The following is a 20,436-nucleotide window of genomic DNA, read 5'->3' on the forward strand; positions in this document are numbered from 1 at the left end:
GCCGCCCCCGCCCCCCGCGTTCAGCCGCGTGGATCCCCCTGCGTGCCCTGCCCGTCCAGTATGGCGGCGAAATCGCGGAGCTTGTAGGGCCCTGGCCGGGTACCGGGGCCAAGCCGCGCCACCGCGCGCAGAATGTGCTTCGGCGGCAGCTGCCAGCGGAGGGTGGGCGGAACGGTGCGCAGCAGCCGGCCGGTGGCGCGCAGCCTGCGGGTGACCGCGGCGGGCGGCGGTGCCGGCCGGCCGTACAGCCGGTGGGCGTAAGCGGGCAACGCCCCGTACGCCAGGTCCGCCACCGGGCGCCAGAGCAGCGCGCGGAGGGGGACGAGCGGGGCCGGGGTCGGTGGGCGGCGCAGGAATCCGTCGATCAGTCGGGCTTCCGGGGTGAGCGCGAGCTCGGGCCGTACGCGTGCGAAGTAGGCGGCCAGCGCGGCCCGGTCGGCGGGGACCTGTGCCGGGTCGAGGCCGACGAGCCGGGCGCCGGCGCGCTGTTCGCGCAGATAGCGGTCGGCCTGGGCGTCGCCGACCGGGTAGCCGGAGCGGCGGAGCACCTGGAGGTAGGAGTCCACCTCCGCGCAGTGCACCCAGAGCAGCAGCGCGGGGTCGTCGACGCGGTAGCGCTCGCCGGTGGCCGGGTCGGTGGCGGTCAGCCGGCGGTGGATCCCGCGGACCGCGGCGCCGGCCCGCTCGGCGTCGCCGGTCGTCCCGTAGGTGACCGTCCCGACGAAGTTCGCGGTCCGCATCAGCCGGCCCCAGGCGTCGCGCCGGCCCCGCCCGGTCATGCGGAAGGCGGCCGAGTTCTGGGTGACGCCGCGCACCGCGCGCGGGTGGAGCGCCTGGAGGTACAGCGCGCGGACGCCCGCGATCCACATCATCGGGTCGCCGTGCAACTGCCAGGTCACCGAACGCGGACCGAAGAGCCCTTCGTCAGCCGCCATCACCGCACCTCCCGTTGCCGTCTCAGCGCCGTACGCGAGGCATACCGAGGCCGATCCACGAGATGATCTCGCGCTGGATCTCGTTGTTTCCGCCACCGAAGGTGAAGATGACGGCGGAGCGGTAGCCACGCTCCAGTTCGCCGTGCAGCACCGCGCCGGCCGAGCCCTCCCGGAGCGGACCGGCCGCACCCACCACCTCCATCAGCCAGGCGTACGCGTCCCGCCGGGCCTCGGAGCCGTAGACCTTGACCGCCGAGGCGTCCTGCGGGGTCAGCGTGCCCTGCTGGAGCGCGTCGACCATCCGCCAGTTCAGCAGCTTCATGGCGTCCAGCCGGGTGTGCGTACGGGCCAGCCGGCCGCGGACCCAGGCCAGGTCGATGACCCGGCGGCCGTCGGCGAGCTTGGTCCCGGCCGCCCAGCGCTGGACGTCGTGCAGCGCGCGGATGGCCATGGTGCCGTGGGCGGCGAGGGTGACCCGCTCGTGGTTGAGCTGGTTGGTGATGATCCGCCAGCCCTGGTTCTCCCGGCCGACCCGGCGGGCGGCGGGGACGGTGATGTTCTCGTAGTAGCTGGCGGTGGTGTCGTGCGAGGCGAGGGTGTTGATCACGGTGCAGGAGTAGCCGGGATCGCCGGTGGGGACCAGGAGCATGGTGATGCCCTTGTGCGGCGGGACGCCGTCCGTCACGGGCGCGGTGCGGACGGCCAGCCAGACCCAGTCCGCGGTGTCGCCGTTGGTCGTCCAGATCTTCTGGCCGTTGACGACGTAGCGGCCGGTCTCCTCGTCGCCTTCGCGCACCGCGCGGGTCTTGAGGGAGGCCAGGTCGGTGCCGGCGTCCGGTTCGCTGTAGCCGATCGCGAAGTCGATCTCGCCGGAGAGGATCCTGGGCAGGAAGTACGCCTTCTGCTCGTCGGTGCCGAACTGCATGATCGTCGGGCCGACGGTGTTCAGCGCCATCAGGGGCAGCGGCACCCCCGCCTGCGCCGCCTCGTCGAAGAAGACGAACTGCTCCATGGGCGTCATCCCGCGCCCGCCGAACTCCTTGGGCCAGCCGACCCCGAGCCAGCCGTCCGCGCCCAGCCGGCGCACCGTCTCGCGGTAGAAGCGCTTCCGGGCGGCCGGCTCGGCGTACCGGGCGTAGGCGTTGTCCGGCACCAGCTCGCCGAAGTAGGTCCGCAGCTCGGCGCGCAACTGCTGCTGCTCCGGGGTGTATTCGAGGTGCACGGCCCCTCCCGTTCGTCCTGACGGTCCGTCGGATTCCAGGTCGAGGGGCACAGTAGAACTTGTTCCAGTGATACGGAAGGGCGGCGGCCGGGTGTCCGGACGGCCGGGGCACACAACGGCCCGGCGCGACACCTCCGCGGTACCGCGCCGGGCCTCCTCGGTGTCGCTGCTCAGCCGGCGCGGCGCGCCCCGTCGCTGTCCCGGCCCGTGGTGCGCTGGACGTCCTTGCAGTACCGGACGTAGCCGTTGTTGGTCACGTACTTGCCCGACACCCAGCCGTGCCCGTGAACCCGGAACCAGACATCGTTGCCGCGGATGCCCTGCGCGCGGACCTTGCACTCCAGGACGAGCCCCTCACGATTGCGGAGGAAGCCCTTCGTGGGGGCGTCGGTGCTCGGAGCCATGCGCTCGGAGATGCCACGCGCGGCGGTGACGGTGCCGTACGGCCCACCGAGATCGCTCGGCGACTGCGGCTGCGGCTGGGACTGCGACTGCGGCTTGGGCTGCGGGGTCGCCTGCGCCGGAGCCGCCGCGAGCAGCGTCGCCCCCAGGGCGACAACCATGGTCAGTGCGCCCGCACCGGCTGCGAGCTTCTGGCCTCGGACCACAAAGACGTCGGTCGTGGACATAGGGGGTCTCCTGTTCTTGACGCGCGATCCTTTGACGCGCAATGCCACCGATTGGCGCGTTGGGGACATTACGCGCAAATCAGTTGTGCAGTGTGGTGAAACGACGACCGGGGAGCCAATCGTGTGACGCCGCCGACGCCCGGTGGACGAGGAAAATCACCCGTCCGTCGGCGCGCCGCCCCGGGAGCGGTCAGCCCTCCGTGCCCACCTGGTGGATGCCGAAGACGGCGCCCTGCGGATCGCGGACCATCGCGATCCGGGGCCCGTCCGGGACGTCCGACGGAGCCAGCAGCAGCATGCCCCCGGACTCGGCGGCGCGCGCCGCGGTCGCGTCCACGCTCGCCACCGCGAAGTACGGGAGCCAGTGCGGCCGGACGTCCTCCCGGTCGCGCGCCTCAAGGGTGCTCATCCCGCCGAAGTCGGCACCGCCGACGCCCCACTGCGGATAGCTGCCATGGGCGCTGACGGTCCATCCGAAGACCCGCGGGTAGAACGACTTGGCGGCCTCGGCGTCGCCGGTGGCGAGTTCGACCCAGCCGAGCGAGCCGGGCGCGTTGAGCAGCCCGGCGCCGGCGAACTCCCGGGCCTGCCAGAGCGAGAAGACCGCCCCCGCCGGATCGGCCAGTACGGCGAACCGGCCCAGGTCGAAGACGTCCATCGGGCCCATCAGCACCCTGCCGCCGGCCTCGGTGACGGCGGCGGCCAGCGCATCGGCGTCCCGGGTCGCGAACGAGACGGTCCAGGCGGTCGGCTGCCCCGGCGCGTACAGCGGGGTGACCGCGGCGACCGGGGCGTCGCCCGCCGAGAAGGTCGTGTAGCCGCCGGCCTCGGGGCGCGGATCGGTCTCGGCGCGCCAGCCGAAGACCTGGCGGTAGTACACCTTGGCGGCGTCCACGTCCGAGGTACCCAGTTCCACCCAGCAGGGCGCTCCGGGCGTGGGCTCAGTGATCTTCACGGTCGGTTCCGTCCCTCCGCGCACCGCGGGCCGGGCCGCGGTCCTTGCGGGTACGCCGCCCGCCGCCTCCGTACGCTGCCGATCGTCCGACGGGCGGCACGGGGCCGCAACCCGGGTGCCGGGCCCGGTCAGCGGCGGTGCAGCGGGCGGATGAAGCGGTGGCGGGGAGGGCGGTGGGCGGGCTCCGGGGCGAGGGCGTCCTCCAGGGCGCGGGCGGCGCTCGCGGCAGCCGCGGCCGAGCGGGCGAACAGGGCCGCCTCGTACGCGCGCACCCCCTGGTCCGGATCGGACTGCCAGGTGTGCGCCTCGGCGAGGTGCCGGGCCAGTTCGCAGCCGTCGAGCAGCGCGAGGTCGGCGCCCGACGCGGCGAGCGGCGTCATCAGGTGCGCGGCGTCGCCCAGCAGGGTCAGGCCCGGGGTGTGCGGCCAGGTGTGCGGCACCGGCAGCGCGAGCAGGGGCCGGTGGGTGAAGCCGCTGTCGCTGTCGCGGAGCAGCGCCAGCAGCCGCGGGTCCCATCCGGCGAACCGGCCGAGCAGCGCGGCGCGGACGGCGGCGGTGTCCGCCAGGTCCAGCCCGGCCGCGCGCGCCCAGTCCTCGGAGCCGCGGAAGGCGGCCTGGACCCGGATGCGGTCGCGGCCGTCGCGCCGGGCGATCAGGCCCTCGGTCCCGGAGAACGCCATCACCCGGCCGTGGCCGACCAGCCGGGCGATCTCCGGATGGCGGGCGTCGACGTCCTCGAAGCCGGTCTCGACGAAGGTCACGCCGGAGTAGTGCGGGGTGGCGTCGGAGAGCATCGGCCGCACCCGGGACCAGGCGCCGTCGGCCCCGACGACCAGGTCGAAGGTCTCCCCGCGGCCGTCGTCGAACTCGGCCTCGTGGCGGCCGGCGCCGCGCGGGTGCAGCGTACGGAGGTACCGCCCCCAGTGGACGGTTCCCGGAGCGAGGGAGTCCAGCAGCAGCCGGCGCAGCTCCGGCCGGCCGATCCCGGGCAGCGCCGGGGCCCCGGCGGTCCCGGCCGCGCCGGGCTCCGCGGCGGGCCGGGCGAGCGCCGCGCTGGTGCGGTCCAGCAGCCGGGTCTCCTGCCCTTCGGGCCGGGCGAGCGCCCGGAACTCCCGCTCCAGCCCGGCCGCGCGCAGGGCCGCCTGCCCGGACTCCGGCCGCAGCGCCAGGGTGCCGTGCCACGGGCGCGCGGCCGCGCGCGCCTCCTGCTCGAAGACCTCCGCCGGTACGCCGTGGCGCTGGAGCACCCGGGCGCAGACCAGCCCGCCGGGGCCGGCGCCGATGATCGCGATGCGGAGTGTGGTGGCGGGCATGGCGCGGTGCTCCTCGGTGCGGATCGTCCTCCGTACCAGAGGAGCACAGCCGCCCGGAAAGTGCGATCGCGGCCGCCGGCCGGCCGCCGCACGGTCGGTCCGGTCAGTCCGGGACGGCACGCAGGATGACCAACGAGCCTTCCAGGAAGGGCTGTTGGCGCAGCGCGCCGTAGCGGCATCCCAGCTGCCGGCATCCAGGTCGCGGCGCGGCTCGGCGGCGAACCGGGCCCGGATCGCCTCGTCGGTGAAGCTCCAGGCGGAGCACGCCTGCCGGGCGCCGGGGTCGAGGAGCCGCTCGGGGCGGCCGTAGTACGCCTCGTTGAAGCCGTCGGAGCAGTCGAGCGGATCGGGACCCGTTCGACGGTGGCCCGGCCGCCGACCGCGGCCGTCAGGTCGGCGATCGCCGGGTGGCGGCGGGCCTCGGTGTCCAGGACCTCGGGGGCGTACGCGTACCGCCAGAAGTCGCGGACCAGCGCGGGGTCGCAGGTCAGCACCACGACCGGGCCGCGGGCCACCCGGCGCAGCTCCCTCCGCCCGGCCGCCGGGTCGCTCCACTGGTGGACGCTGAACGTCGACATCGCCGCGTCGAAGGAGTCGCCGGGCAACGGGAGTTGCTCGGCGGCCGCGTCAACTGCCGGGGAGAGGTGGGCGGGCCGCTGGGCGCGCATCGACGCGGAGGGTTCGACGGCCGTCACGTCGAGCGGGGTCGCCTCGTGGGAACCGGCCCCCGCGCCGACGTTCACGACCGTGCGGGCGGTCCCGAGGGCCGCGCGGATCCGGGCGGCGATCCGCGGGTCGGGCTGCCGGTAGGCGGCGTAACCGCCCCCGGCACTGCCGTAGTCGACGTCTCCGGCGCTGCCGCCGAAGGTGCGTGCGGCCATGCGGCGGACCCAGCAGCGCCGGACGCCGCCGTACGGGGTGTGCGGCCCGCAGGGGCGGCGGGAGGACGGGCGGCGCACCAGGGAAGGGCGAGCGCAGACGGGCAGGCGGGGGGCCGGTCATGAGCAGGGGAACGACGGGTGAGACGGGCCGGGGCCGGCGCCCCGGGAGCCGCATCCGGTACCGCACGATCCGGAGCCGCTCGGCCTCGGGCCGGAGCCGGAAACCGTACCCGGGAGCGCGCCGGACGGGCCGGCGGCCGCCCCGGAGGAGCCGCCCGGAGCCGCACCGGGTGAGCAACCGGCCCCCGAGCCGCCCGACCGATCGGCCGGTGGCCGCGGGCCGCGTCCCCCGATCCCCCGCTCCGAGTTGCAGGTGCCGTGGCGCCGACGCAAGGTGGGACCACTCCGGTTCGGGCGCCGCATCCGCGCGCCCATCAGCCGCCCCGGGCACGCCGGGCCGATGTCGGGAGAAGAGACGGCATGCTGCTGCCGGACAAGTCCGTGCTCACCTCGCTGCTGCGGCGGTATCGCCTGTGGGAGCGGATGGTGCTTGCGGATCCGCACGATCCGGTGGCTCGGCGGCGGCTGGAGGACATCGCCTACACCCTGTGCGTGCTGATGGGCCGGCGCACCGTCCAGGAGGCGATCATCGAGGCGGAGCGCTACCTCGCGGCCGGCCGGACCGTCCCCCGGACGGTGGAGCGGGGGAAGGGGTAGCGGATCGCCGGCGACCGGCTCGTGCGGGCGCCACAGGGCGAGACCGCCGAGGAAGGTGCGGAAGGCGCGGAGGCCGAATAGGCCGAAGAGGTCGCAGAGGGCGAGGAGGTCGAGGAGATGCCAGGGGACGATGCGGGACCGGCGAGCGCCGCGGTGGCTGTGGCGCCGGCGGTCGCGGACCCTCTCGGTGCGGCGGAGCTCGCGGCGCTGGACGCACACTGGCGGGCCGCCAACTACCTCTCCGCCGGGCAGATCTACCTGATGGCCAACCCGCTGCTGGAGGAGCCGCTGCGCCCCGAGCACATCAAGCCGCGGCTGCTGGGGCACTGGGGCACCTCACCGGGGCTGAACCTGGTGCACACGCATCTCAACCGGGTGATCGCGGCCCGGGGCCTGGACGCGCTGTGCGTGTGGGGGCCGGGGCACGGCGGTCCGGCCGTCCTGGCCAACTCCTGGCTGGACGGCACGTACTCCGAGACCTATCCCGACGTGAGCCGGGACCGGGCGGGGATGGAGCTGCTGTTCCGGCAGTTCTCGTTCCCGGGCGGGGTGCCCAGCCACGTCGCGCCGGAGACTCCCGGCTCCATCCATGAGGGCGGTGAGCTGGGCTACTCCCTCACCCATGCCTACGGCGCGGCGTTCGACCACCCGCGGTTGCTGGTCGCCTGCGTGATCGGCGACGGGGAGGCGGAGACCGGGCCGCTCGCCGCGTCCTGGCACTCCACGAAGTTCCTCGACCCGGTGCACGACGGCGCCGTGCTGCCGATCCTGCATCTCAACGGCTACAAGATCGCCAATCCCACGGTGCTCGCCCGCATCCCGGAGGCCGAACTGGACGCGCTGCTGCGCGGCTACGGCCACGATCCGGTCCATGTCACGGGCGACGACCCGGCCGCGGTACACCAGGCGATGGCCGCCGCCATGGACCGCTCGCTGGACCGGATCGCGGCGATCCAGCGCCGGGCGCGCGAGGAGGGCGCGACCGACCGTCCCCGCTGGCCCGTGATCGTGCTGCGGACGCCCAAGGGCTGGACCGGGCCGCATGAGGTCGACGGGCAGCCGGTGGAGGGCACTTGGCGCGCCCATCAGGTGCCGCTCGCCGGCGTACGGGACCACGCGGACCACCGGCACCAACTGGAGCGGTGGCTGCGCTCGTACCGGCCGGAGGAGCTGTTCGACGAGGCGGGCCGGCCGCGTCCTGTGGTGCTGGCATGCGTGCCCGAGGGGCGGCACCGGCTGGGCGCCTCGCCGTACGCCAACGGCGGGCTGCTGCTGCGCGCGCTGCCGCTGCCGCCGCTGGAGCGGCACGCGGTGGACGTCGCCAAACCCGGGACCGCGCTGCACGAGCCGACCCGGGTGCTCGGCGGGCTGCTCGCCGATGTCATGGCGGCGACCGCCGCGCGCCGCGACTTCCGGCTCGTCGGCCCGGACGAGACCGCGTCCAACCGACTGGACGCGGTATACGCCGCCACCGGCAAGGCGTGGCAGGCGGCGACGCGGGACACCGACGAGCATCTGGCGCGCGACGGCCGGGTGATGGAGGTGCTGTCCGAGCATCTGTGCCAGGGCTGGCTGGAGGGCTATCTGCTCACCGGGCGGCACGGCCTCTTCTCCAGCTACGAGGCGTTCGCCCATATCGTCGACTCGATGGTCAACCAGCACATCAAGTGGCTGCGGACCGCGCGCCGGCTGCCCTGGCGGCGCCCCGTCGCCTCCCTCAACTACCTGCTGACCTCGCACGTCTGGCGGCAGGACCACAACGGCTTCTCGCACCAGGACCCCGGTTTCGTCGACCACGTCCTCGACAAGAGCCCCGAGGTCGTCCGGGTCTACCTCCCGCCGGACGCCAACACCCTGCTCTCGGTGGCCGATCACGTGCTGCGCAGCCGCGACTACGTCAATGTCATCATCGCCGGCAAGCAGCCGAGCTTCGACTGGCTCACCCTCGACGAGGCCCGCGCCCACTGCGCCCGCGGCGCCGGGGCCTGGCACTGGGCGGGCACGGAGGACGGCAGCCGCGGCCCGGACGTGGTGCTGGCCTGCGCCGGCGACGTCCCCACCCAGGAGACGCTGGCCGCCGCCGATCTGCTGCGCCGCCATCTGCCCGACCTGGCCGTGCGGGTGGTCAATGTCGTCGACATGGCCCGGCTGCTGCCGGCGGACGCCCACCCGCACGGGATGCCGGACTCCGAGTACGACGCGCTCTTCACCCGCGACAAGCCGGTCATCTTCGCGTACCACGGCTACCCCTGGCTGATCCACCGGCTCGGCTACCGCCGCGCCGGACACCCGAATCTGCACGTCCGCGGCTACAAGGAGGAGGGCACCACGACCACGCCCTTCGACATGGTCGTCCGCAACGACCTCGACCGCTTCCGGCTGGTGATGGACGTGGTGGACCGGGTGCCGGGCCTGGGGGTCCGCGCGGTGGCGCTGCGGCAGGCGATGGCGGACATCCGGGCCCGCCACCACGACTGGATCCGCGAGCACGGCACCGATCTGCCCGAGGTCGCGGAGTGGACCTGGGCGGGCAGCGCACCCGGGTAGGAGTTTCGTGCGGACAGGTCGGCGACGCGGCCGTCAGGCGGCGGTGTGCGCCCGTACGTCGTCGGCCACCGCGGGGTCGAGCGCCGCCCGCACCAGCCCCGAGGCGAAGGCGGCGATCCGGTCCGGGCCGACCAGCCGGGCCAGCCGCCCGGGGTCGCCGGGCAGTCCCAGTTCCGCCGCGCCCTGGAGGGCCTTGGCGTCGAGATACGGGGCGAACTCGGGCCATACGCACTGCACTTCGCGCACGAAGATGCCGGACCCCGCGGGCCCGATGCCGGGCAGCTCCTGGAGTGCGCCGCGCAGCGCCGCGGTGTCGCCGCCGGCCGCGTCCCGCATCCGCCGCAGATCGCCGCCGTACCTGCCGAGCAGCAGCACCGCGCCCTCGCCGAGGCGGGTGGCGGTGCTCTCGTCGTAGCGGCGGTAGCCGCCCTCGCCGAGTGCGTCGACCCGCTGCCGCCACGGCGCCTCGGCCATCCGGCGCGGGGTGCGCAGCCCGGCGGCGAACAGGGCGCGGGCGGCGGCCACCGCCACGGAGGCGCGGATCCGCGCGCTGAGCAGATCGGCGACGACGAGCGCCTGGTAGAGCGGCTGCGGGGTGTTGCGCAGCGGGACGCCGGCCTCGGCGGCGTAGGTCCGGCCGTGGCGGTCGAGCAGTGCGCGGACGATGTCCTGCTGGGACGGGCGCCGGCTCATGGCGTCACTCCTGGGGAAACGGGGCGGGCGGGTGGTAGGCGGACGTCCGGGCGGCGCGCGGGGGGCCGTGCCGGGACCGGAAGGAGTCCCTGCGGGCGGGGTACCCGGTCGGTGCGGCAGTACGCTCCGGCGTCCGGGTGGCGGCCGGGCGCGGGGAGCTCGCGGGCGGGCGCGGGCAGAGATGCGGGGTCCGGGGGCTGTGGAACCGTTGAAGGGACGGCCTGGTTCCTCGGGGGTCGCCGGGCTCCGCACGTGAGGGAGCGACCCATGGCTACTCGGAACGCCATGATCACGGGCTGGACGGCGTTCGCCGCGGTCCTGATGATCTTCGGAGGCGCGATGGCCTTCCTTCAGGGCATCGCCGCCCTGCACAAGGACAAGGTCTTCGTCGCCACCCGGAACTACGTCTTCTCCTTCGACCTCACCGGCTGGGGTGTGGTCCACCTCGTCCTCGGCATCGTCATCCTGCTCGCGGGCTGTGCGCTGCTCGCGACGGGCGCGATGTGGGCGCGGGTGGTCGGCGTGGTGCTGGCCGGCCTCGGAGCGGTGGCCAACTTCCTGTGGATTCCGCACTACCCGTTCTGGGCGATGGTGCTGGTCGCCATCGACGTCTTCATCATCTGGGCGCTGTGCGCGGGCGATCGCCACGCGCCAGCCTGAGGGCCCCCGGGCCCGGCCCGAGGGCGCGGGCCGGGAGGTGGTGGCCGGCCGGCCCGCCTAGCATGGAACGGCAGCGATCCGCACCGCACCGGTATCGATGAAGGCGGCTCCCATGCGCCCCACGGCGAAGTTCTCCATCAGCTTCGGCCTGGTCACGATCCCGGTGGCCGCGTACAACGCCACCGACACCTCCGCCTCGGTCAGCTTCGTACGGATCCACAGGGCGGACGGCGGCCGGGTGCGCAACCAGCCGGTCTGCTCCCGGGAAGGCGTCGAGATCTCCCCCGACGAGATCGGGCGGGGCTACCGGACGGACGACGACACCGTCGTGCCGCTCACCGACGACGATCTCGGCGCCCTTCCGCTGCCGACCGCGAAGACCCTGACCATCCTGGCCTTCGTCGCCGGCGGCGACATCGACCCGCTCCAGCTGGGCAAGGGCTACTACCTGGGCGTCGACGGCCCGGCCGCGGCCAAGCCCTACGTCCTGCTGCGGGACGCCATGGAGCGGCACCAGCGCGTCGGGCTCGGCAAGATCGCGCTGCATGGCCGCGAGACGCTGGCGGTGATCCGGCCGGTGGAGGGCGTGCTGGTGATGCAGGTCCTGCTGTGGCCGCATCAGATCCGCCCGATGGACGGGGTGCTGCCCGAGCGGGAGGTGACGGTCGCCGCCAACGAGGTGCGGGCCGCCGAGACCCTGATGGACTCCTTCGGCGAACTGTCCGAGGAGGATGTGCACGATCACTACCGCGAGGCGCTGGAGGAGATCGTGGCGGCCAAGCTCGCCCATCGCGCACCGGAGTTCGCGGCCGGCGCGGCGCAGCCCGCGGGCCGCGTGACGGACCTGATGGCGGCCCTCCAGGACAGCGTCCGGGCGGCGAAGGAGGCCCGCGGGGAGGTGCCGGCCGGAGAGCAGGCGGCGGCCCGGCGTACGGGGACCGGGGGCACGGGGACCGGGGGCACGGGGACCGGGGGCGCTGCGAAGAAGACCGCGACGAAGAAGGGCACGGCGCAGCAGACCACCGCCGCGAAGAGGACCGCGGCGAAGAAGACCGCGGCGGGCGGAAAGGCCGCGGAGACGGCGGCCGCGGCGAAGCGGACCGCGGGCGCCGGGCGCGGACGGCGGGCGGGCTAGGGGCTGTCCGACGAGTCGTGGCTCCGACGGGTCGTGGCCGGGGCCCTCGCCGTACGGGCGCTCCGGAGCACTCCGCACCCCGGCCCCGTGCCGGGTTTCAGCGGCAGCCCGTGCCACCCACCGGCAGCGCGCCGTCCAGGAGGAAGCCGTCGACTTCCCGCAGGACGCAGGGGTTTCCGGAGGTGTACGCGGCGTGCCCCTCGCCGTGGTATGTCAGCACCGGGCTGGCGTTCCCCAGCGCGCGGGCCATGTTCGCGGCGCCCTCGTACGGCGTGGCCGGGTCGTCGGTGGTGGCGACGAGGAGCAGCGGCGGTGCGTGGGGGGCCGCGACCTGGCGGGAGGCGTCGTCGCCCGCGACGGGCCAGCCGTAGCAGTCCAGCAGGGTCGGCGCGATGTCCGGGCCGAACAGCGGGGACGCCTGGGTGAGTTCGCGCTCGGCGCGCGGGTAGTCGGCGGGGCCGTAGCGCTCGGAGGTGTCCCGGCAGCTGATCGCCCGCAGGGCCAGCTGCTCCTGGGAGGGCAGCCGGCCGCTCGCGTCGCCCCGGGCCCGCCCCGCCCCGCTGCTGCGGCTCCCGCTGCCGCTGCCGCTGCCGCTCAGGTTCAGGATCCCCGATCCGTCGCCGTTGCGCAGTTGGGTCAGTGCCTGGCGCAGCGCGGGCCAGGTCTCCCTGCTGTAGAGGGACCCCCGGAGGGCGTAGACATAGGTCGTCTGGTCGACCGTGGCGCCCTGCGACTGGAGCGGATGGTCGGTCAAGTTCCGGTACCACGTGGCGAGTTGGTCCTGCGCCGCCTTGGTGTCGGTGCCCAGCGGGCAGGCGGGGCCGTGTACGCAGTCGGCGGCGAAGGCGTCGACCGCCCGCTGGAATCCGCGGGCCTGGGCCACCGCGGTCTGCCAGGTGTTCTTGGTCGGGTCCTCGACGCTGTCCAGGGCCATCCGCCCGACGTTGCGGGGGAATTCGTGGGCGTAGACCGCGCCGAGCCGGGTGCCGTACGAGAAGCCCAGGTAGTTGAGCTTGGCGTCGCGGACGGCGGACCGCAGCACGTCCATGTCGCGGGCGACGTCCGGGGTGCCGACCCAGGGCAGCAGCGGGCCGGAGTACCGGCCGCACGCCTCGTTGAGGCGCTGCTCGCTCGCCCCGAGGCTCTCCGCGCCGGCGCCGGTCACCGGGGTGAAGGTGGTGCCGCAGGAGATGGGTTCGGTGCGGCCGGTGCCGCGGGGGTCGAAGCTGACCAGGTCGTAGCGCTGCCCGAGGTGGGCGAAGGCGTCGGCGTTGTCGACGAGGTAGTTGACGCCTGAATCACCGGGGCCGCCGGGGTTGATGACCAGCGACCCCAGCCGCTTCCCGGGGCCGGTCGCGGCGAGCCGGATCAGCTGGACACGGAGCGTGGCCTGCCCGGGGTGGGCGTAGTCGCGGGGGACTTCCAGCCGGGCGCACTGGAGGCGGTCCGCGTAGCCGGGCCGCGGCGTGCCCTGTCCGGACGAGCCGGACCGCAGCACGTCGGGCGGGCACCGCTCCCAGGCCGGCTGCTGCTGGTAGAAGCGCGCCAGGCCGGGGTTCGGAGCCGGGACCGGGACCGGCGTCCCGGCACCGTCCGCCGCCGGGGCCACGGCCCCCGTCAGGGCGCCGGCCAGCGCGAACGCCGCCAGCGCGGCGACGGCTCCGCGTACACGCCGCCCTGCCCCGGCTGCCCTGCGCGGCGCCGCGGTACGCCACGGTGCGCGGCCTCCCGGCATACACCGAGCGTAGGACCGCGGCACCGTAGGGGCATCCGGACGGGCCGCGGCCCCGCGACTGCCCACCGGAAGGGACCGGTTGAGCCAGGGAGCGCGCCGCCCCTCCCCGATCCGCCCGGCCCCGCCGGCGGCGGCTCAGACCGTGAGGATCAGCTTGCCGCGTGCGTGCCCCGCCTCGCTGACCTGCTGCGCGGCGGCGGCCTCGGCGAGCGGGAAGGTGCCGGCGACCGCCACCGCCAGCTTGCCCTCGACGGCGAGCCGGGCGTGCCGAGCCAGCCCCGCGACCATCTCGGCCGACGGGGTACCGCCCGCGGAGAAGGGGATGCCGTGCTCGGCGGCGTTCATGTCGGCGATGGTGACGATGCGGTCGGTGGTGCCGCCGCGCAGCGCGACCGAGAGCGGGAGCACGTCCTTGCCGGCCGCGTCGAAGACCGCGTCGACGCCCTGCGGGGCGGCCGCACGGACCCGCTCCGCCAAGCCGTCCCCGTAGGCCACGGGGACCGCGCCCAGGGTGCGCAGGAAATCGTGGTTGGCCGGGGAGGCGGTGCCGATCACGGTGGCACCGGCGGCCACCGCGAGCTGGACGGCGACCTGGCCGACCGCGCCCGCCGCGCCGTGCAGCAGCAGCGTCTCGCCGCCCTTCAGGCCGAGTTCGTCCAGGACGCGCTGGGCGGTCTCACCGGCGACCGGCAGGGTGGCGGCGGCCTCGAAGCTCAGCCCGGCGGGCTTGGGCGCGATCTCCGCGGCGATGGCGTACTCGGCGTAGGCGCCCGTCCGGGTCCAGCCGAACACCTCGTCGCCCACGGCCCATCCGGTGGCACCCGGGCCCAGCGCGTCCACGACACCGGCGAACTCCAGGCCCGGGACGGCGGGGAAGGTCGTCGGGAAGTACTGCTCGACCCAGCCATAACGCCGTTTGTGGTCGACCGGGTTGACGCCCGCGGCCACCACCCTGACCCGGACCTCGCCCGCCGCCGGCTCCGGCGTGCCGGCGTCTTCGTGGGACAGCACCTCCGCACCGCCGAACTCGCGGTACACAATCGCTCGCATATCGATCTCCCCGTCGCCCCTCATGAGGCGTGGCGTTGATGGTCGGACGGGATCAGCCTGACGTGCGGCGGGCGGTGCGGCGGCCGGTCATCGGAACAGTCGCACCTGGCCGAAAGGCCAGGTGGGACGGCGCAGTCCGGGACTACGCTGAGCCGCATGGAGTTGACCGGCCCGCTGCCCGCCCTGACCGCCGCCCACGAGGTGATCCGCGCACCCATGGGCGAGATCCTGCCCCGGCTGTCCGGGCTGCTGGCCGGACCGATCCCGCACCACGCGGCGGCCGAACTCTCCACGCACTGCGCCCATTCACCGTTCAAGGTGTACGGCGATCCGGAGATCACCGGCCGGCTCTCCACCGCCGACATGACCCCGCTGCTCGCCTCGGGCGTCCCCGGCCGGCCCTGGCTCGGCACCCTCCCGCTCGCCGGCGCCGAGCGCCCCGTCCTCGCCGTCACCAGCCACGCCACCCCCAGGGGCGCCGTACTGCTCCTCGTGCGGACAGTGCCGGACGACGCCCCGGTGCCACCTCTCGACGACACCGTCACCGCCGTCGTGCAGGCCCTCTGGGACATCGTGACCAGCCACTTCGACCGGTTGGCGGCCGAGGCGATGCCCGGCGCGCTGGCCCGCTCGCGGACCGCCGCCGGGACCCGTGCGCGGGTCATCGCCGAGCTGGGCGAGGCGCATTCGGCCGTCCTCACCGGGCTGCTGGGTGTGCTGCGGAGCCGCAGCCTGGACGACGCGGCGGCCCGCGCCACCGCGACCGACCTGGCCGCCTCGGCGCTGGTGGAGCTGCGCGCGGAGGCCGAACGGGACCGGGAGATCGCCGAGGAACCGGCCGGCCAGGCGTTCGCCCGGCTCGCCGACTCGCTGCGGCCACTGGTGCGTTACAGCCCGGTGCGGCTGGAGTTCGGCGCGCCCGACTCCGCAGGCAGCCTGGCCGCCGACGTCGCCCACACCGCCCGGGCCGTCGTCCGGACCGTGCTGCTGGAGGCGCTGGCGCAGGACGGGGTGAGCCGGGTCCACGTCGGCTGGCAGCTCATCGACGGCGAACTGCGCGCGACCGTACGGGACGACGGGCCCGGCACCCTCACCGCGCACGCCCTCACCCCCGGCCAGGTCAGGGAACGGCTGGACGTCCTGGACGGCCGGCTGGACATCGACGCGGTCCCCGGATGGGGCTCCACGGTCACCGCGACCATCCCGCTGGCCGCCTTCCAGGCTCCGGCGCCCGACCCGCTGACCAGCCTGGGCGAGCGGGAGTTGGAGGTGCTGGCGCATCTCGCACTGGGCCACCGCAACCGCGTGATAGCCGAGGAACTGCACATCAGCCAGTCCACCGTGAAGTTCCATGTCGCCAACATCCTGACCAAGCTGGGCGTCGGCTCGCGCGGGGAGGCGGCGGCGCTCTTCCACTCCGCGGCGTAGGGAATCCGTGGTGTGGGGAACGTCCGCCGGGTCCGGGCCAACCGGGCGGAAGGCCGCCGCCGCAACCGCCCAGGTGTCGACCTGGTCGTCGAGCGCCGCCACATCTCCGGCCTCGGGCCGGACGGCAGGGTCCCGTCCGCATGGTGGGCACCTTCACCGCCCGCCCCGCGAACCCCCGCCGAACGACAACCGGGATGCACCGCCCGCCAGTTGACGCACCCGCGCCGACGCGCACACACCGCCGAGGGACGATGCGACAAAGGGCATGCGTGTCACGATCATGCGGCGGTACCGTGACGTCCGCCGAGTCGATCTCCGGCACCAGCGGGCTACAACGACGTGGTTCCACGATGAAGAGAACCGTCCACGCAGCGCTGCTCGCCCCCACCACGGCCTGACCCGTGGGGCTCGCCGCCACCGTCACCGTTGGGAACCTCCATGCCCCCTGCCCGCTCGTCGCACCGCGGCCGGCTGACCGACGCACCCGTGCTGGCCGTCGCCGTCACCTGGGGCTCCAGCTATCTGGCGACCAAGAGCATCACCGGCCCGTCGACCGTCGTCGCCACGCTGCTGCTGCGTTTCCTGATGGCCACTGCCGTACTCGGGCTGCTCCGCCTCCGCGCCGTCCGGCGCCTCACCGCGGCCGAGGTGCGCGGCGGAGTCCTCATCGGGCTCATCCTCGCCTGCGTCTTCCTGCTGGAGACCTACGGCGTCGTGCACACCTCGGCGACCAACGCCGGCCTCATCATCAGCCTGACCATGGTCATGACCCCGTTGGCCGAGGCGGCGCTGCGCCGTACCCCGCCCACCGCGTCGTTCGTCATGGCCGCCGCCGGCTCGGTCCTGGGGGTGCTGCTCCTCACCCAGGGCGGCGGATTCACCACGCCCTCGGTCGGGGACCTGCTCATGCTCCTCGCGGCCCTCGCCCGGACCGCCAACGTGCTCACCACGCACCGGCTCCCGTCCCTCAAGAACGCCGATGACGGCGCTCTCACCTTCGTCCAGCTGTCCACCGCCGTCATCTGCTTCGCGGCGCTCTCCACCGGTGTGGGCACCTCGCCCCTGCGGGTGGCCGCCACCCTGGAGGCGGGGCAGTGGCTGGCCCTCCTCTACCTGGCGGTGCTGTGCACCCTGTTCGCCTTCTTCGTCCAGCTGTGGGCCGTGCGCCGCGCTGGCCCGTCCCGGGTCAGCCTGCTGCTGGGGACGGAACCGCTCTGGGCCGCCGTGATCGGTGTCGTCCTCGGCGGTGACCAGCCGGGGGCGCTCGGCTACGCAGGAGCGGCGCTGATCCTCTTCGGAACCGCCTGGGGAAGGAGGGCCGCCGAGACCCCCCGGCAGCCGGCCGAGGCAGCCGACGCGGCAGCACCCGTACGAGAAGGCGCCGTTGCTCAGTGACCGGCGTCCCGGCGGGGGCGTTCCAGGGTGAAGGTGTCCACGGGGGTGAGGTCTCCGTAGGGGCCGTCGAAGGTGTAGTAGGTGACGTGGATGCGGGTGCGGCCGGTGCGCCGGTCGCCCGGGTCGACGTCGAACGCGGCGAAGCCGTGGGTGTGGACGCGGTCCTGGACAGCGCGCCAGGGGGCGTCCTCGGTGACGAAGACGGCCTTGCGGTGGCGGCCCTCCGTCTCCTTGGCCAGGTCGACCACGACGCGCCCCTTGGGCTCCTGGAACAGGTCGTCCTGGGTGGTGGCGAAGTTGCCGCCGCCTCCGATGATCATGTGGACCGTGCCCTTGGCGGTGTCGGCGACATCGGTCCTGGTGGACACCGGCACCGGAGTGCGGGCCTCGTTCGGCAGCGCGCCGCGGACCGGCAGCGAGCGCTCGTAGTAGTGCTCGTGGCCGCAGAGCACCAGATCGACCCCGTACGCGTCGAAGAGCGGGCCCCACGCCGCGCGGATCCCGAGGTCGCTGCCGCTGCCGCCACGGCTGCTGGAGATCATCGGGTGGTGCATGAAGACGACGATCCAGTCGATGCCCGCGTTGCCGCGTGCGGCCTTCAACTCCCGCTCCAGCCAGCGGCGTTGCGCCCCGTCGGAGTAGCCGCGCAGATAGCTGTCGCCGGTGTCCTGGATCGCCACGTCGTCGTTGGCCAGGCTGATGAAGCGGACCGCGCCGACCGTGAAGGCGTACCACAGGCCCCGCGTCTCGGGGTCGGTGCCCGTCGGACCGGGCAGGGTGAAGTAGGTCTGGTAGCCGGTCAGCCCCAGGGGGCCGTTGCCCTTCTCGTTCTCGCCGTTGCCGACGCACGGCATCCACGGGCGCAGCCGCGTCGACCGGCTGTTGCCGATGAACCAGTCCGCCCAGGTCGCGACGCGGTTCTGGCCGAAGACGCCGGCCGCGGAGGCGTAGCACAGGTCGCCGTTGACCAGGTTGAACAGCGGTCCGACCCGTTCCACCGCGGCCACGATGTCGGCGGAGGCGGGACTGCCGGCCTGGCTGCTGGTGTAGAGCGGGAAGCGCCCCGAGGGCGACGGGGCGCCGCCCGCCGGCCAGGTGACGACCCGGCGCAGATTGGGCGCGCCCTGGTCGCCGAAGCTGGTGAACGTGAACGCGGTGCGCCCGCGCGGTGCCGTGGTGAACGCACCGGTCTCCGGCGCGGCGCCGTCGTGCCCGGCCGAGTAGAGGTAGGTGGTGTCCGGCCGCAGTCCGGTGAGGCGGGCGTGGTGGACGTACACCTCCTCACGGCTCAGTCCGTCGCGGTAGGTGCGGGTCTCGGCGTCGACCACGCTGCCGGTGCCTGCGTCGGGGGTGCCGAGGCGCACCTGCGGGCGGCGTACGGAGCGGGGGCTGATCCAGGAGACCGTCATCTCGGTGGCGGGGTCGGCCCCGAACTGGAGGTGCAGGCCGGTGACACCGGGTACGCCGAGGCGGCCCGGTGTGCGCGGCAGCAGGGGCAGCGGCGCGGCCCGCGCCGGGGCGGCGGCCTCGGCGCTCCCCGCGGCGCCGAGTGCGGTGGCAGCGGCGGCCGCCGTCGAACCGGTCAGGAGGGATCTGCGTGCGATCGGCATGTAACGCCCTTCTCATGGAAGGCGGTTGGTCAACGGAAGGCAGTTGGTCAACTGCACCTTAGGCGTCACCGACCGGGCCGCCGCCAGCGGATATCGCCCCGGCCCGGCGGGCGGCTCGGAGGAGCGTTCGCGCCGCGGGCCCGCCCGACTGGCTGATCGCCGGTCCGGGAAGTCGGCACCACGTCGGATCGGTCCCGCCACAGCCCGCGCCGGAACGCCTCCCCGGTTGGCCGGCTGCGCGTTGTCAGCCCACTCGCTCCCCTGCCAGTTGCTCCTCGATCAGATCCACGGCCCGGCGGGTGCCCCCCTCGGTGCGCACCTCGGCCCACAGCCATGCCGAGCGCGCGGCGACCTGTGGATCGCCGATGAGTTCCATCAGGGCCGTACGCAGTGCCGCCGCCGTGACGTCCGCGGCGTCGATCCGGCGGGCGACACCCAGTTCGACGAGCCGGTCGGCGTTGAGGCACTGCTCGACCCCGTGCGGTACCGCGATCATCGGCACACCGGCGTACAGGCCCTCACTGCTGCTGCCCATACCGGTGTGCGTCACCCATGCGTCCACCTGCCCGAGGATCGTCAACGGCGCCACCCACGGCCGCACTTCGAAGTTGGGAGGAATGCGTTCCCTCAGCTGGGCCGGCTCGCCGCCGCTGTCGATCTGCAGCACCACATGCCAGCCCGGAAGATCCGCGAAGGCCGCCATACACTGCCGGTAGACCTCCCGCTGCCTGGGGTACGCCGAGCCGCCCAACGACACCAGCAGCACCTTCTCCGCACCGGCCGGCCGCATCCAGCTGCCGTGCTCCTCGCCGGCGCCGAAGCACGGGCCGACGAACGTCACCGCCTCGGTGTCGACCCGGTCCGCATGTGGCTGCATGGCGCGCGGGATCAAGGCCAGCACTCGCCGCGGCCGAGCTGTGAACTCCTCGACGTTCGTGGTCACCGCACCGCACCGGGCCAGCCAGGCGGCGAACCGCGCCCGGTGGGCGGGACCTCCGGGCAGCCCGGAGAACGCCGCACCGATCTCCTCCTCGGCGCCCTTCCAGGCCACGTGCATCGGTGACAGCTGGACGAGGCCGCGGCGCTGCGCCTCGGCCAGCGCGCGGCCCGCGTACGCGCCGATGTCGTAAAGGTAGAGGTCGGCGGGGGCGCCGTCGTACACGGCGCGCAACTGCGGCAGTACGGCCATCGCCTCATCGAGGAAGAGGGAGGCGGCGGCGATCGGATCCTGCGGCCAGTCGCTGTCGGCGACCGGCAGCGTGGAGGTCAAGCGGACCAGCTCGGCACCGGTGTCGGTGACGAGCCCGGCGACGTGGTCGGCGTTGGCGTACGTCACGCGATGGCCGCGGGCCACCAGCTCACGGATGATCTCCAGGCTGGGCAGCACATGGCCGACCACAGGGGTGCCGATCATGGCGATATGGGCAGGGCGGGGCATATGGGACTTCCTTGCATAGAGGTCTACGGCAGGGAAACGCCGAGGGACCCAACTTGGCAACGCGGCGGTGCGCAACAGAGCAACGCGGCACGC

At 74.2% G+C, this 20,436-nt stretch carries 16 protein-coding genes and 1 pseudogene; 6 read left to right on the forward strand and 11 right to left on the reverse strand.

The genetic code is table 11. The features are described 5' to 3' along the window. Nucleotides 1-20 precede the first annotated feature (20 nt). The 6 genes and pseudogenes from ACO1BR_RS11765 to ACO1BR_RS11790 form a co-directional block, all read right to left on the reverse strand. Entirely contained in the window at nt 21-935 is a 915-nt protein-coding gene (locus ACO1BR_RS11765; RefSeq protein WP_426794992.1) for an oxygenase MpaB family protein, read from the reverse strand. Nucleotides 936-957: 22 nt separating this feature from the next. Beyond that, nucleotides 958-2,157, reverse strand: coding sequence for an acyl-CoA dehydrogenase family protein (locus ACO1BR_RS11770; protein ID WP_426794993.1), 1,200 nt, complete (start codon nt 2,155-2,157; stop codon nt 958-960). Between the two features lie 170 nt (nt 2,158-2,327). After that, nucleotides 2,328-2,786, reverse strand: a complete 459-nt coding sequence (locus ACO1BR_RS11775) for an SH3 domain-containing protein (protein ID WP_159505011.1) — start codon at nt 2,784-2,786, stop codon at nt 2,328-2,330. A 190-nt stretch (nt 2,787-2,976) separates the two neighbouring features. Then, a complete protein-coding gene (locus ACO1BR_RS11780) occupies nt 2,977-3,741 on the reverse strand; it encodes a VOC family protein (RefSeq protein WP_426794994.1) in 765 nt (254 codons plus the stop codon). A 128-nt stretch (nt 3,742-3,869) separates the two neighbouring features. Next, nucleotides 3,870-5,054 carry an FAD-dependent oxidoreductase gene (locus ACO1BR_RS11785; protein ID WP_426794995.1) on the reverse strand — a complete coding sequence of 395 codons (1,185 nt, stop codon included), beginning with the start codon at nt 5,052-5,054 and terminating at the stop codon, nt 3,870-3,872. Between the two features lie 566 nt (nt 5,055-5,620). After that, nucleotides 5,621-5,935, reverse strand: a pseudogene (locus ACO1BR_RS11790) (methyltransferase domain-containing protein); the annotation flags it as partial. Between the two features lie 480 nt (nt 5,936-6,415). Here ACO1BR_RS11790 and ACO1BR_RS11795 point away from each other — a divergent pair. Both ACO1BR_RS11795 and ACO1BR_RS11800 read left to right on the forward strand, forming a co-directional pair. Further along, entirely contained in the window at nt 6,416-6,652 is a 237-nt protein-coding gene (locus ACO1BR_RS11795; protein ID WP_426794996.1) for a DUF5133 domain-containing protein, read from the forward strand. A 117-nt stretch (nt 6,653-6,769) separates the two neighbouring features. Beyond that, nucleotides 6,770-9,199, forward strand: a complete 2,430-nt coding sequence (locus ACO1BR_RS11800; RefSeq protein ID WP_426794997.1) for a phosphoketolase family protein — start codon at nt 6,770-6,772, stop codon at nt 9,197-9,199. A 33-nt stretch (nt 9,200-9,232) separates the two neighbouring features. Here ACO1BR_RS11800 and ACO1BR_RS11805 read toward each other — a convergent pair whose 3' ends face one another. Then, complete coding sequence (locus ACO1BR_RS11805; RefSeq protein WP_426794998.1) at nt 9,233-9,892, reverse strand: endonuclease; 660 nt, start codon at nt 9,890-9,892, stop codon at nt 9,233-9,235. Between the two features lie 267 nt (nt 9,893-10,159). Here ACO1BR_RS11805 and ACO1BR_RS11810 point away from each other — a divergent pair, with 267 nt between their 5' ends. After that, entirely contained in the window at nt 10,160-10,552 is a 393-nt protein-coding gene (locus tag ACO1BR_RS11810; protein WP_426794999.1) for a DUF7144 family membrane protein, read from the forward strand. Nucleotides 10,553-10,664: 112 nt separating this feature from the next. Then, entirely contained in the window at nt 10,665-11,687 is a 1,023-nt protein-coding gene (locus tag ACO1BR_RS11815; RefSeq protein ID WP_426795000.1) for a Ku protein, read from the forward strand. Between the two features lie 97 nt (nt 11,688-11,784). Here ACO1BR_RS11815 and ACO1BR_RS11820 read toward each other — a convergent pair whose 3' ends face one another. Continuing rightward, a complete protein-coding gene (locus ACO1BR_RS11820; RefSeq protein WP_426795001.1) occupies nt 11,785-13,422 on the reverse strand; it encodes an alpha/beta hydrolase in 1,638 nt (545 codons plus the stop codon). 135 nt (nt 13,423-13,557) lie between these two features. Further along, nucleotides 13,558-14,472: an NADP-dependent oxidoreductase gene (locus tag ACO1BR_RS11825; RefSeq protein WP_426795002.1), complete on the reverse strand. Its 915-nt coding sequence runs from the start codon at nt 14,470-14,472 to the stop codon at nt 13,558-13,560. Nucleotides 14,473-14,628: 156 nt separating this feature from the next. Between ACO1BR_RS11825 and ACO1BR_RS11830 the strand changes: the two genes are divergently transcribed. Further along, on the forward strand, nt 14,629-15,900 hold the full coding sequence (locus ACO1BR_RS11830) for a LuxR C-terminal-related transcriptional regulator (protein WP_426795003.1): 1,272 nt from the start codon (nt 14,629-14,631) through the stop codon (nt 15,898-15,900). Between the two features lie 438 nt (nt 15,901-16,338). Next, on the forward strand, nt 16,339-17,295 hold the full coding sequence (locus ACO1BR_RS11835; protein ID WP_426795004.1) for a DMT family transporter: 957 nt from the start codon (nt 16,339-16,341) through the stop codon (nt 17,293-17,295). On the opposite strand, the gene ACO1BR_RS11840 is transcribed toward ACO1BR_RS11835, so the two are convergent. After that, on the reverse strand, nt 17,289-18,905 hold the full coding sequence (locus ACO1BR_RS11840) for a purple acid phosphatase family protein (protein WP_426795005.1): 1,617 nt from the start codon (nt 18,903-18,905) through the stop codon (nt 17,289-17,291). The two genes, ACO1BR_RS11835 and ACO1BR_RS11840, sit on opposite strands and share 7 nt — an antisense overlap. Nucleotides 18,906-19,149: 244 nt before the next feature. Further along, on the reverse strand, nt 19,150-20,343 hold the full coding sequence (locus ACO1BR_RS11845; RefSeq protein ID WP_426795006.1) for a macrolide family glycosyltransferase: 1,194 nt from the start codon (nt 20,341-20,343) through the stop codon (nt 19,150-19,152). Between the last annotated feature and the right edge of the window lie 93 nt (nt 20,344-20,436).

Origin of the sequence: Streptomyces sp. YGL11-2, from assembly GCF_050054615.1 — a bacterium.
Taxonomy (GTDB): Bacteria; Actinomycetota; Actinomycetes; order Streptomycetales; family Streptomycetaceae; genus Streptomyces.

Excerpts from the sequence above, each read along its gene's own strand:
- ACO1BR_RS11765 (WP_426794992.1), bottom strand. The coding sequence starts at position 935 with ATGGCGGCTGACGAAGGGCTCTTCGGTCCGCGTTCGGTGACCTGGCAG.
- ACO1BR_RS11775 (WP_159505011.1), bottom strand. The coding sequence starts at position 2,786 with ATGTCCACGACCGACGTCTTTGTGGTCCGAGGCCAGAAGCTCGCAGCC.
- ACO1BR_RS11785 (WP_426794995.1), bottom strand. The coding sequence starts at position 5,054 with ATGCCCGCCACCACACTCCGCATCGCGATCATCGGCGCCGGCCCCGGC.
- ACO1BR_RS11795 (WP_426794996.1), top strand. The coding sequence starts at position 6,416 with ATGCTGCTGCCGGACAAGTCCGTGCTCACCTCGCTGCTGCGGCGGTAT.
- ACO1BR_RS11800 (WP_426794997.1), top strand. The coding sequence starts at position 6,770 with ATGCCAGGGGACGATGCGGGACCGGCGAGCGCCGCGGTGGCTGTGGCG.
- ACO1BR_RS11805 (WP_426794998.1), bottom strand. The coding sequence starts at position 9,892 with ATGAGCCGGCGCCCGTCCCAGCAGGACATCGTCCGCGCACTGCTCGAC.
- ACO1BR_RS11810 (WP_426794999.1), top strand. The coding sequence starts at position 10,160 with ATGGCTACTCGGAACGCCATGATCACGGGCTGGACGGCGTTCGCCGCG.
- ACO1BR_RS11815 (WP_426795000.1), top strand. The coding sequence starts at position 10,665 with ATGCGCCCCACGGCGAAGTTCTCCATCAGCTTCGGCCTGGTCACGATC.
- ACO1BR_RS11820 (WP_426795001.1), bottom strand. The coding sequence starts at position 13,422 with ATGCCGGGAGGCCGCGCACCGTGGCGTACCGCGGCGCCGCGCAGGGCA.
- ACO1BR_RS11825 (WP_426795002.1), bottom strand. The coding sequence starts at position 14,472 with ATGCGAGCGATTGTGTACCGCGAGTTCGGCGGTGCGGAGGTGCTGTCC.
- ACO1BR_RS11830 (WP_426795003.1), top strand. The coding sequence starts at position 14,629 with ATGGAGTTGACCGGCCCGCTGCCCGCCCTGACCGCCGCCCACGAGGTG.
- ACO1BR_RS11835 (WP_426795004.1), top strand. The coding sequence starts at position 16,339 with ATGCCCCCTGCCCGCTCGTCGCACCGCGGCCGGCTGACCGACGCACCC.
- ACO1BR_RS11840 (WP_426795005.1), bottom strand. The coding sequence starts at position 18,905 with ATGCCGATCGCACGCAGATCCCTCCTGACCGGTTCGACGGCGGCCGCC.
- ACO1BR_RS11845 (WP_426795006.1), bottom strand. The coding sequence starts at position 20,343 with ATGCCCCGCCCTGCCCATATCGCCATGATCGGCACCCCTGTGGTCGGC.